Raw genomic sequence first — 12,635 nt, forward strand, 5'->3', positions numbered from 1 at the left:
CAACGACAAGTCCGCCCCCATTGCGCACAAATCACCATTGAGCATCCACATCGTTATGTCGTCTACTCCAATCCCTAAGTCTGGCCTAGCTGACGTTCTAATTCTCTGCGCCTTGCAAGATGAGTATCTCGCGCTCCTATCCGTTACGACGGGACTGACAGGCGAAGGTTGGCGAGAACGAAAAACCAGCAGTGGCTGGCAAATTGCGGAAGCACAGTTCCTCTCCGACAGCGGTTCTCCCTTGCTGGTGATTGCGTCATTTTGCGCGTTTATGGGGAAGGAGCAGGCTTCTGCGACATTGGCTCACCTCTGGGGCGAAGTGCCGGCTCGTTGCATTGCCATGTCGGGTATTTGTGCGGGACGTCGTGGCAAGGTTGCTCTTGGCGACGTGCTCATTGCTGATCGCCTCTATTCTTATGACGCCGGTAAACTGACCGTCGTCGACGGCGTATCAAATTTTCAGGGCGATCCGATCCAGGTAGGGCCGGGTCCTCACTGGGTCCAACGTATGCAAATTGTCGCGAGTGTTGCCCCTGGAAGCTGGATCAACGAACGCCCGCAGATGACTCTTGAAACTCAAGAAGATTGGGTTCTGCTTTGCGGGTTGAAAGGTCTGCTTCCCCAAGCCCACCCGGACTTTTGGCTGGAGTGTCCCGATTGGACGTTGGTTTTAGAACGACTTCGAAAACGAGGACTCATCGACGACAAGGGTTTGATCACATCTGCAGGCAAAGATCGGGCAGGCGAACTGCACCTCCAATTTAATGGTCGACCGCGCCTCACACCTCCCTTTCAGGTACACGTCGCTCCCATCGCAACGGGCTCAGCGGTTGTCGAGGATGACAAGGTCTTCTCGCGACTAGGAGAGTCAATGCGCAAAGTGCTCGGACTCGACATGGAGGCAAGTGCATTGGGCGCGGCCGGAGAGTTTATTCGCGTTCCGGTGATTGTCGCGAAGGGTGTGTCCGATTTTGGTGACCTGGATAAAGACGACCGCTATCGTATTTTTGCCGCTCGCGCCTCAGCCGAGTATCTCGTGTTACTCATGAGGCAATCGGTTGACTTGCTGCATGGCTCCTCCCAAGCGCGAGGCCGTGTCTCCACCGATGCTGAGGCTCAATCGCCGTCTTCGTCCGCTGCCAACGGTGTCCCTCGAGATTTAATTGATTTTCTGTCGGACTCCTACCCAAGCCCCGATGACGCCCGAGCTGTCTGGGTACGGGCAGGTGGCAAGGCTGGTCAAGTACCCACCATGAATCGCGCGTTCGACACCTGGCAGCGTCTATGGATACTCACTCAACAAGGCGCCTCGGTCAGCCCAGCAAACCTGCTATCTGAGGTCAAACAAGACTTCCCTCATAACCCGGTCCTGAGCCGATACCTTTTGCAATGCGATCGTTAACAAATTAGGCCAACAGCTAAGACCAACAGCTAAGGAGAGCCCCATGGCAAATGTGCTTCAAGAACTCTTGGCGGCAGGATTGATTGACAAGCTCGAGGGTAATGACGAGCGATTTAAAAAAATGACTCAAGCGGCTGATAGTTTAGCCAAAGCGTTCAAGAAGAGCCCCGCGTTACTGATTCCTGCCATCCTCACCGTCTTGGATGGCGATGTTGCGACGGACGATCCGCTGATTGAGATGGCTGAAAAGGCGTTACTGACGGAATGGGAAAGTATGCAGTCAGTGCATACCGATAAACCAGTTCATATCTACCGTGCCCTATTGTTGGCAGCGTGTGCTGCGGTGGCTCAAGAACGTAACGCTGCAATTCTTTGGCTCACGGCTGCTGACATGCTGCGATTTTCGCATCTTGGGCGCGAGGAGTCGGTGGTCATTAAGCTCATTTCCCAGTTTGGGGACGCTACCGAGCAGCAGGACATTGCACTTTTTTCACCCCCGACCAAGACTGCTCGGAAGTCTATGGATTTGCCGAAGCTGGAGTTGAAAGAGGTCACCATCGACGGAGTCGATCGGACCGCTCTTTTCGGCGAAATTGGTGCGGCAAGTGGTCAGCATAACGCACAAGGTGTCCTCTTTATTGCAGGGCAAACGCATAACCGTTACTGGCCAAGCCAGCCTCAGTATTGGGCAGAAGATTTCGCCACTTTGATGAAAGACGTGCTTGGAGAACGGTTTGATGAGCTCGGCGAGGCTTGCGCAGCTGAACTCAACGGCATGAACGAGGCGCTAGAAACAGCGTTCAAGGCACAAGCGCAAGGCCTTCAGGCTGCTATTGCGCAGGCCCAGTCAGCTTCCACCCGAGAGCAAGTACGACTGGATGCCCTGTGGTGGTACGAATCGCTGTATTCGACGTCGGCAAAAATGAGTTACCGCGAAATGGACCCGGTGGCTGCCGCCATCTTGATGCCGCTAGATCTGATCGCGATCATGCCCTCGGTGACCCCAACAAGCGTGGCTTATCTGCTTTCGGAAGCGGTGGCTCGACTTCCGAAAGCAGGGTTTGAAACCACTCTGTCATTGAGAGAAGTCCTTGAGCGGGCCTCCTCACTGCACCGAGTGATTCCGCAGAGTGTAATGGATGGCTTTAATCTGCCGACGAGGGAGGGACGCCTGTCGTTGAGAGACATCCTGCGGCTGGCGTTGGAGGATCCTGAGGCTTCCGCCACCGACTTACTGCAACGCTCGCGTATTGCGGAGGACGCGACTATCAGTTTGCCGCTTCTTTCACGGACACTGCTTCGCCAGGAGCAGGCGGTACGCTTGTCGGAGCCGAGCAAGTGACGTTTCGACGCTGCGCCAATCCTCACTGCAATGTGCATGACGGCGAGACTTGTGTGCTTGGTGAACTCATTCCCGAGTCTTGTGGCGAATGGCAATCGATCCCTGCAGAGGCGAATCCCATTTCTGAGCCCAATGCTTCCCCTTTGGAAGCTCGTGTTCCATGGTCGGGAAGTGCACTTGGTCTGTCTGATCTGATGCTGCTGCTACCACGGAGTAAGCATATTTTGGTCGGCGTATTGGGTGCGCACAACGGTGGGAAGACTACTTTGCTCGCGGCTAATTACTTGCTGATGCTGCAGGGGCGCGCGATGGCCAACGCTATGTTTTCCGGCTCTCGTACCTTACACGCGTGGGAGTCACTCGCCTCCTGGATGCGTTTTGAAGATTCAGCCAGACCGCCAACCTTTCCGCCGCACACCCCTCGTGCAAGTAATAGGGTTCCCGGATTGCTGCACATTGCGTTGCGGCGGGAGGGGGGCGATTTTCGAGATGTATTGCTGGCCGATGCTCCCGGCGAATGGTTTTCAAGTTGGGCGGTGAACGAAAGCGCACCACAGGCGGAAGGGGCGCGCTGGCTTGCCATGCATTCGGACGCATTTGTTGTTGTAGCTGACTGCCTGAGGTTGAGCGGTCCAGAACGCGGTCTTGCCAGGAAGGAACTACTGCAGCTTCTTGACCGATTGGCCAATCACGTCGCGGGTCGCCCGGTTACGCTTCTCTGGACCAAAAGCGAGCACGACGTACCCGCAGGTATTAAAAATGCAATTCGTGACGCGCTGGCGAGCAGCTTTCCAGGAGCAACCGAACATGCAGTTTCGATCAAAACGCCTGAGAGCTTTGCGCAGCCAATTGACGCGATTGTGAGCGCGGTTTGGTGCTCAGCTCCGGCCAGCGAAATTGTGCTTGGGGTTCAGACGCAGGACCCTTTTCTTTCGTTTAGGGGGCATTATGCACACGCCTGAAATTGTCTTGTTGGGACTATCGAGCAGCGGCAAGACGCATTTTGCTGGCCAGTTGTACGGGCGCCTGCGGCGGACTAAGGGGAAGCTCCTTTTGCGCCAAGATAGTGGGACTCCGCCTGACTTATCCCCGCTCGACAACGTGTTAAACAGCCTAGCATCGGGACACGCCGCCGAGCATACCCAAGTGCAAACGTGGGCTGAAATCGCATTGCCCCTAGTGGATAAAGACGGAAACTGCTTCGACCTTCGCTGGCCTGATTACGGTGGCGAGCAATTGACTAACGCTTTTCGGCAACGCGCGATCTCTGAGTTGTGGCGCGAGCGGTTGCGTCGCGCGGGGGGCTGGATAGTGTTGATTCGTCTCAAAACAGAGACGACCTATCTGGAGGTTCTTACTCGACTGAGAGATGGTCCCCCCGAGGATTCTGCAAACACTGCGCGAGTGTCGCAGTGGGACGCCAATGCGCGCTGGGTCGAAATGTTTCAGATCTTTCTGCACGTGGCAGGGCATGGACTTGTCGACCAACTCAAAGTGCCAAAGCTCGCCGTGATGCTGTCGTGCTACGACGAGCTCGAGGTCACCAATAAGTCTCCAGCTGAGGTTCTTGCCGAGCGTCTCCCCCTAGTGTCCTCGTTTATAAAAAGTAACTGGAATTCGGATAAAGCAAGCGTCTGGGGGCTTTCTGCCTTAGGAGGGGAACTTGATAAAGACAGTTGTAACGAGCATTTCATTGATGAAGGCCCGGAAACGTTGGGGTGGGTTGTTGACCCTGCCGGCAATCGAAGCAGCGATCTCACCCTTCCACTGGCGTGGACTTTAAAAGAAATGGATCGCTAATGACCCCTACAGACTCCAGCTATCCTATTCATGCGACCTATGGAGAAACCCACCAGACGCATGGAGTATTGACGTGCAGCGCTGATTCGAATGTACTGCCGCCGATATTGCTGGATCTTACCGACAAACCACCGGGTTATACGTCCTCAGGAGAGGCGTGGGGGCCTTCGGTTGGCTGCGGGCCAATTGGCCAATGGTGGGCGCTGTGGTGGACCGAGCCAGACCCATCGGCCTCGCGCGCTGGTATGGTCACTAGCCGAGTAGCGCTGTGGCCGTTAGACGCAATTGGCAACGTAAAGGAGCTGTGCCAGGAGCTGGAAGTGTTGAGCGGTGGCAAGCCCATTGCGCTGCCGTCACCCTCCGTCGTTGCTCTTACGGCCGAAGCACTCATCGCGGATGCTGCCTCGGCTCCCGTCTTTGGTAACCTGCAGCTCTGGCCTGGGCTTCTGGCGATGCTGTGGGAGCGATTATGGCCGGAAGCACGTCAGGCATTCTCCGCCCGAGTGGCGATCAGCCCTTCTCAAGGTGGAGAGTCTGTGGCGCCTCCTTGGTTGTACGGCGTCGACTCTGGGCGCCTGCTTGAGTGGGCCAATAGTCACGTAATCACCTCTGTGGTGCCCGAGACGAATAGTCCCTCGCGTGCAGCATGCTGGCTGATGGGCCAAGCAGATCCCATTCTGAAGGAATTGCTCGAGTCTGTTACGAGCCTGGGTTCGACTCTCAACATCCTGCGGCGAATGGCACGCGCAGCCGACTATCTGGAAACACTGCGCAAGGCGCCGGAGGCCGGTACCGCCATATACTTGCTCCGGGCTCTGCTGAACGTGACTTCTGATCGTGGAGAGCTGCAAATTTTCAAGCAAGAGGCTGTTTCAGTCCTTGCCGCTACTGCTCCTGATGCATCCCCAACCGTCATCGTATCCCTAGCAAACATCCCTCATGAGCAACTGCTGGACGGAGCGAGGCTAGCCGAGATAGTACAGTCATGGATCGCGAACGTTCTGCCACACACATCAGTCCCGGATGCGGATACATTACTATCGCGCCTTGACGCGGGAACAGCACAAGAGTGGTGGCTTACTGCAGCTCGCTCAGGCATTGCCGAGGGGCTGCGCTCCAGCAGTGGACGTTGGAATGAATTTCTATTCAGCTGGCTTTCGGAAAAGCTGCATGCACGTTTGATTGCATCGCTGGGTATCATAATCGAAGCGACCGAGCAGCAGATGCTGACGATCGCGCTATCCTCCGAATTGTCAGCCGCTCAGGTTTTGAAACTTCGACAAAACGCTAACACCTTGGGATGGTCTGCTATACATGCGGTCGCAACATTGCAAGGGGCTACAGCTGTCGAGGCTCTGCAGGGGCAACTGGCGTTTCGACCAGATCCTTTACTCGGCTTATCGATCATGGTTGACCGGATTTGCGGTGATGATTTGATCGAAGCCACTGTTCGCATTGCCAATCCGACACTGTCCTCCTTGGTTGCCATTCGTACGTCAAAAAATCCCACTTTATTGGCGCCTTTGGACCTTGGGGTGCCGGCTTGGCGTGCGCTATGGGAACTTCATGTTGGCCTCGGCGGAAATCCTTGGCCTACCTCCGTGGATCAATATTTTCAGGCGAAAAGTTATCTTTCTGTGGTTAAAGCCGGGAGTTATCGTTCTGGACTCATTGCGCAATTGGCGGAAGATTTTGCACCGGTTGCACTCGACCTTGAGGATCGCCGGAGCCTCTGGGGGCGTTTAGATCCCATGGACGCTCGTGTATTAGCTGGGGTCGTTGCACGACTCATATTGCAGCGCGCCCACGCTGCAGATGACTTGGTGATTCCGGAGCCTTATTTGCTGGAGCAGGTAATGTTGCAAGTGCACCAGGGCCACCTAAGTGCAGCTCAGGTGAGGTGCCTCTTAGTCTGGGACAGCCTCATACCAGAATTTAAGGCGATTAGTTTAGTCCGTAGAATTCGGGACTGGTCAAAGGGATCGCGGTCTCTGGGCGAAATGGTACAGGAGAGGCAGTGGCGCAGTATTGCCAAAGAAATTGCTTCCGAGTACCGCTACACGAGAACGGAGGTGCTACCAGCTCTTCATGCCTGTTATGAGCTTTTAGGTTTTTTCGACAGGCTTTTAATCCCGAGACCTCCTGACGCGATTGCAATAGGGATCGATATGAACGAAATAATTGCTGGCGTCGCGGAGGTTGGCTGCGATGTTGCTCATGATCGATTGGAAGATTTGTGGGTTCGCGCAGGAGGACGTGCAGCCTCGCTGTCCACCTCGGGGAACTCGGCAGATCGTTGGCTTCGCGCGTCAAACCAAGCGGCCTCCGGCAGCCTACCCGAAGGGCTTAAGGCGTTAGTCCGTGTTCTACTCGATGAATTTCCGAATAATGAAAAGCTGAAATTGTTGGAGCAAGTGTTGCACGGGAGAACGAGAGTTCACTGATAAAGATTACTCTGTTGATCCATGAACTATCTCCGATAATCGTTGAGGGGTGTAGCAAAAGCGGCATGATCGAACAAGTCTGAAACATTGAACTCGCCGACTTGGCGGACACTTATGCGCTACCGCAGATGAGGTGGCCTTAAGATTGCGGTAGGCACACGAAGCACACGGTCAACTGTCTCGATCGCAATGAACCACCGAGGCGAATGAGCTAAAAAACAACTTGCGGCCGGCCACGGAGGCATTACAACGAGCCCAGCAGCAATTGCTTGCGATAAAGGCCGAAGGCCGCTTGGGCCCACCGATAGCATGATTCCAAGCCTGCAAGGAGGTTGCCGCGGCAGCGCAGGTAATGGCGAATCAGCAGAGCAAAGCCAGTGGTCCCAGTGAATTGGCGCATCGGATGCAACAGGTCGCCACTCACAACCACCAGGTAGAGGAGGTGGCCCGGCAGATTCAGGAGGTGGGCCAGACGATAGAGCAGTACAAGACATGGCTGACGGTTGGCAGAAAACTGCAATCACAACTGGACCTGTTGGAGCAGGCGTTGTTGCGCCAGGGCTGGGTCAGCGGCAACACCGCTGCCGTACTGGACAATATGCTGCAGCATTTGATCCGACGCGACGTATCGGCTGCGCTGCAGGTAGCCAGCAATCTACTCTTTCAAACGATGCCGTCGCCTGCGGGCATCGCGCAGTGGGTTGAAGAAACTGAGCGTCTCCTGGAGGTAGCGCGTAGCGAGGGGGACGTGGGGTTAGCATCCATAAAATGTTCAAAAACACTGAACGATTGGGTGCGACCGAGCTAGCCTGTGACCTAAGCCTTGTACTATTCGAACAAGACGACTTGCCGCCGACTTAGTAGTGAAAAATCGTCCATCACCGTGAAACTGACGTTTCGCGGCTTAATCGCAACACTTTCGACTCATTAGGGAAGCGAAGTGAAGGAGCAATTGGCTGTTACTATGACGACCAATGACGAGAATATCGCGGGTCGGAAGGCTGCGGATCTTCTTGCGCATGATTGGGAAAACCGCGACTGGGTCCCTTTATCACCTACTCTCCAATGGGCTCGGGCGGCGACTGATCGCTTCAGCGAGATTATTGCCGGTCAGCCTGCGATGTTCCGCGCCAGCATGAAAGGTGCCGACAGGGGAGCGAGCACACTCAGTCCGCGGCCCTTTCAGGGCTTCATCGAGTGTCTGCAGAACGCGGATGATCTCGGCGCTTCAACACTTCACATCGCGTATCGCGGGACGCCACAGCCCGAGCTATTAATTGTCCACGACGGTGCACCTGTCACGCTCGCTCATGTTGGCGCGATGCTTCTTCCATGGCTGTCGACCAAAGATGGCGACGCCGACGCGACTGGACGCTTCGGCATTGGCCAGCGCACCCTCGGAGCCCTTGGTGGCCCGATCACGCTTCACGCTCCTCCATTCCATTTTTTGATGGGCGACAACGGACCGATATCGGTTGAACCATCCTCTGATGTGCATGGCATCTACCAGGGGCATCGCCGAGATACGATGCTTGTGATTCCATTAGTGGAGAGCGTAACTAGCGAAAAAATTGTCGAGGCTGTTCACGAGTTAGACGTTGACTCGTTAATTTTTTTACAAAGCATCCGCATTCTAAGATTCCACCATCTTGACGATCCTTCGCAGAATCTAGTTTTCGCTGTTGAGGTTACTCCACAGCAATGTGGGCGGATCGAATTCGATGGTGAGTCAGCCATTGTCGACATCCAGGATGTGCAACTCGTCTTAGCTACTGGTGGAAGGCAATACTACCGCCGCTACTCCACCCGACGTCCCCTCCACAGTGGCAAGAAGCGGACGAATAAGGCTACGGCGGCCTCCACTCCGATCGGGGTTTGCGTGCCGATGGACTCCTCACAAAGACCACTGCGGTTGTACGACAGGATGCCGCTGCCCACGTTCACTGGTCTACCGATAGGATTGAACGCGCAATTCGACCCCGACGCGGCAAGATCGACTCTACTACCGAATGCATGGAACAAAGAGAGGTTCGTCGATCTTGGTCAGCTTGTAGCCTGGGCTGCACTCCAGGCATTTCAAACAGACACCGTCACAGCCTGGAACCACGTCCCTCTCATGGCAGAAGCAAACCAGGGTCAGGGATGGGCTGCTGATCAGATTCGTCAACTCATAGTTGATGCCAGTCATGTAGCGCTCCGAGATCAATTGACGCTCCAGAGCCATTCCGGCGCAACACCGCTCGCCGACATCGCTTACGAGGACAATGAACTCGAAGCGCTGCTCAATGAAAATGATGTCGAGCAATTGACGGAGAGCAAGGTTGCCCTCCCACGCACCAGCCGGGATTCTTTGGGGCGTTGGCGTCTGGTGCTGGGAGAGCTGGCCCGCTGCGAGATTGTAGAGGTGCTGGACGCGCTTGATGTCCTGGATGGCGACCCCAAACGGGGTGCAGATTGGTATGTGCTGTTTGCGACTATCGCAGAGCAGCATGGGCTGTTCAGATCCTTCATTGCACGGCGTGGCCTACTCTTGGCTGACGGAACAGCCACGGCTCTGCCGGCCTCAACTGAAATATGGGTGCTGGTGAAGACCGCATCTCCAGAGGCGCTGGCAACACGGCTCGGCCTTGCTCGACGCCTTCATCCCGCCTATTTCGGCGACGACGCAGGGCCAGTTGCGTTCTTGTCGAAGCTGAAAGGCTTGGGCGTATTATTCGACGACCGCGACACTACGGCCGATGTGTTTTCGATCTTCGAGCGCGGCTCGTCAGGAGGACCACCCGCGACAGTAAAACTGGAGGACGCCGATCTACTCGCGCTCCGCAACGCATGGGCGGAGTTTCCGCGTGAGCGGCACGCCAGTCTCGGACGAAAGGTGGGGCAATGGATCGAACTGAAAGCGACGTGGTACGACGCGAAAGGCAGGCAGGAGACCGGCTGGGCACGTCCGGTGGATATGTATCTGCCAGCCGCTATCGACCGTGAAGTGGATAGCTTTGCCAAGGCGGCAGGCCGTGCGCCTGGCCTCAAATGGGTGGACGGAGAATATGCGAAGGTCCTTAAGCAGACATCCGGGCGCTCCGCAATCGGCGCTCAGCGCCTTCTGTCCGCGTGGGGTGTTGCGCGCGAGCCTCGGTTAATCAAACCGCTGGACGAACGCGTCCTCTATACCCGCGACACGAGACCAGCGAGCCCTATCGCGACACGCATGCGCACTGCTGAACAACTCCAGAGCATTCGAACGGGAGGTACTTTCACACATCTTCTTGACGACCATTGGTCACCGGACGCGGATGCAGTTGCAGAGGACATTGCACGGGCCTCGATCAAGACACGACGTAAGCGGGGCGCTGCGCTGCTCGCGACGCTAAGTCGCGTATGGGATAAACGATATTCAGAGTTTTCGACGGCCTTCACCACCTACGGTTATAACGGTTGGCAGCGCGGTGTCGAGATTCGTGCGACGTGGCTGGCCCGGCTTGCAGACATCAAATGGATGCCTGACGCCGGCAATGGCCTGCAGCGTCCATCGGACCTACAGCTTCAGATACCCGGACGTTCACCTATACCGAGCGAGCGTTCCTTCACCGTTGCCAAAGTAGATTCGCAAATTCAGCGGTCCGGTGTTCTTGCCGCACTTGGGGTGAAAGCCGGACCAACGCAGAGGGACTTGGTCGATCGGCTCCGCGCGCTACGAAAAGAACCAGTAACGGCGGTTATCGTTGCGGAAGCTTTGGCCACCTATCAACTTCTCGCCGCCTCGTTACGCGACAGAAGCGATGGTGTTCCGGACGGAAGGATGACGGCCGCGCAGTTGAAGAACGCGTTCCGAGCGGGCTCGGAAAGGTTGGGTCTGCTATTGGTCGGTGACGCTTGGCAATCACCCGAGACCCTGCTGCGTGGACCGGCGATCTTCGGTTCACGCAGAGTGTTCGCGCCGCATGTCGAAGGTTTGGAGCCTCTATGGATAACGCTCGGCGTTTCATTGCCGGTTGCCAGCGATGCGATCGCAGTCCTTAGAGAGATCGCTAGCGGACGACCTTCGCCGAAGGATTTGGGCGTCGCGATCCGTGCGCTCACTCTCGTGTCAGAAGGGATAGTCGATATGTCGCCGCAAATGCGCGCAACGTTACGCCGACTGCCACTCTGGACTGGTACAGAGTGGACTTCGGAGCGTCCTGTCTATGCACTTGAGGGTGAGGCTCTGCTGACCAACGCTCCAGCCAATATGAAGGTCTGGAGACCGGGGCTCACTTCCTTCGCTGCTATCTCATCGCTGCTTGAGCCGCTTGGCGTAGTTTGTCTGAGCCCTTCGGACTTCCGTCCAGCGTCAGTTCCTGCATACGGGATGGCAGAAGGTGAAGGCATCAGGGCGATTTTCGCCAAGGCAGTTGCGCTGCTTAAGCAGGAGCTCGTTAGGGCTGACCAAACTCTCCTCGACGGACTTACCGTCGAATGGGAGCAACTGATTACCGCACCCGTGGTGGTCGACCCCAATTTGTCGATTGTCGCCGACCTTCTCTCAGGCCAGGTCAGGCTGCCAGCTCGAGCACATGTAGGCCGAGAGCCACTTTGCCTGATCGTTAGAAGCCCGTTGGATGCGGGCACTTCAGAGGGCGCTGGCGGCGCCATTGCCTCGCTGTTCGACGGTGATCGCCAGAAAGCCGCGTGGGCGTGGGCGGCGGTCTGGCCTCGAGCCGTCGCCGGCGAGCAAGCTGAGGGAGCTGTGCTGCCGAAGACGCGGGCCGAGCCTGGGGATGGGCAGGAACGGCTCGATCAACTCTTGAAGCAGGTGACCCGTCGGTCGAAGGGCAAGACCCCGCCAGGCATCCCTGGTACGAAAGCAGATATTTACTCGTCGTCAGTCCAAGTGCGGAAGCTGCGTGAGCTCGACGATCTGGATCCGTCGGCGGGAACGATCGTCAACGGAGGTGCAACACCATCGGGTAACCTCGTCTTTGCCAAGCGCCAGAAGGCCACTGGCAAGAGGGAGTACGATCCCGATGCACTGAAGGATGGATCAAATGAATCCCCACCGCAGCGTACGGTGCTGCCACCTACCAGTGACCGCGAGAGAATGGCACTGGAAGTAGTAAGGTGCGCCCTGCGGCTGGACGCCCAGCAGCTAAACGACCTTCGAAACGCAAGAGGTGTCGGTGTTGATGCGATCGATGAGTTGCGGCAGTGCTACGAGATCAAGATGAGCTCGGACTCGGCAATACCGAACGACATTACCCTCACCGCAAGTGAGGTAGAGGCGGCAAGAAAAGATCCGGACTTCTTCTTGGCTGTGGTCTCTGGCCTAGAAGACGGGGCGGGCAAACTACGCGTCCGTTTCATCTTCAATCCCCTAACGCAGCTCGATGTCAGGGTGCGCGGCGATCTCACGCTTACCGGCGTGAGCCGGGCGGAGGCACTGGAGTTCGAGTTCGACAAAAAGGTGGAGCATGAAATTGATAGGGACTGGTGATCTGTCGGATGCTGTGCACTGTTGATAATTTTAGGGGATAAACCATCGGTTTAGCCCTTTGGTACCTTTAACGGCGACCGTAAAGAGCGGCGAGTCGCTCTACCATTTTGTTGTTCATTCCCTTTCTGAAAAAACTAGCCTGTGAAATTACAAGATCGATTCACTGCTTCCCTGCGT

7 protein-coding genes are annotated in these 12,635 nt (G+C 56.2%); all 7 read left to right on the forward strand.

Translation table 11 applies throughout. The features are described from left to right. The first annotated feature begins 37 nt into the window (after positions 1 to 37). The 7 genes from J4E42_RS19885 to J4E42_RS19915 all read left to right on the forward strand — a co-directional run bounded on the left by J4E42_RS19885 (position 38) and on the right by J4E42_RS19915 (position 12,458). On the forward strand, positions 38 to 1,402 hold the full coding sequence (locus J4E42_RS19885) for an effector-associated domain EAD1-containing protein (protein ID WP_207285976.1): 1,365 nt from the start codon (positions 38 to 40) through the stop codon (positions 1,400 to 1,402). 43 nt (positions 1,403 to 1,445) lie between these two features. Further along, entirely contained in the window at positions 1,446 to 2,744 is a 1,299-nt protein-coding gene (locus J4E42_RS19890) for a GTPase-associated system all-helical protein GASH (RefSeq protein WP_207285977.1), read from the forward strand. Continuing rightward, positions 2,741 to 3,706: a TRAFAC clade GTPase domain-containing protein gene (locus tag J4E42_RS19895; protein ID WP_207285978.1), complete on the forward strand. Its 966-nt coding sequence runs from the start codon at positions 2,741 to 2,743 to the stop codon at positions 3,704 to 3,706. The genes J4E42_RS19890 and J4E42_RS19895 overlap by 4 nt, the downstream gene beginning before the upstream one ends. Then, positions 3,693 to 4,544, forward strand: coding sequence for a hypothetical protein (locus J4E42_RS19900; protein WP_207285979.1), 852 nt, complete (start codon positions 3,693 to 3,695; stop codon positions 4,542 to 4,544). Before J4E42_RS19895 ends, J4E42_RS19900 begins: the two co-directional genes overlap by 14 nt. Next, complete coding sequence (locus tag J4E42_RS19905; RefSeq protein ID WP_207285980.1) at positions 4,544 to 6,988, forward strand: effector-associated domain EAD1-containing protein; 2,445 nt, start codon at positions 4,544 to 4,546, stop codon at positions 6,986 to 6,988. The genes J4E42_RS19900 and J4E42_RS19905 overlap by 1 nt, the downstream gene beginning before the upstream one ends. A gap of 403 nt (positions 6,989 to 7,391) precedes the next feature. Then, positions 7,392 to 7,796 carry a hypothetical protein gene (locus J4E42_RS19910; protein WP_207285981.1) on the forward strand — a complete coding sequence of 135 codons (405 nt, stop codon included), beginning with the start codon at positions 7,392 to 7,394 and terminating at the stop codon, positions 7,794 to 7,796. A gap of 132 nt (positions 7,797 to 7,928) precedes the next feature. Next, positions 7,929 to 12,458 carry a sacsin N-terminal ATP-binding-like domain-containing protein gene (locus J4E42_RS19915; RefSeq protein ID WP_207285982.1) on the forward strand — a complete coding sequence of 1,510 codons (4,530 nt, stop codon included), beginning with the start codon at positions 7,929 to 7,931 and terminating at the stop codon, positions 12,456 to 12,458. Positions 12,459 to 12,635: the final 177 nt, after the last annotated feature.

This window comes from Pseudomonas sp. FW300-N2A2 (assembly GCF_017351735.1).
GTDB lineage: Bacteria > Pseudomonadota > Gammaproteobacteria > Pseudomonadales > Pseudomonadaceae > Aquipseudomonas > Aquipseudomonas migulae.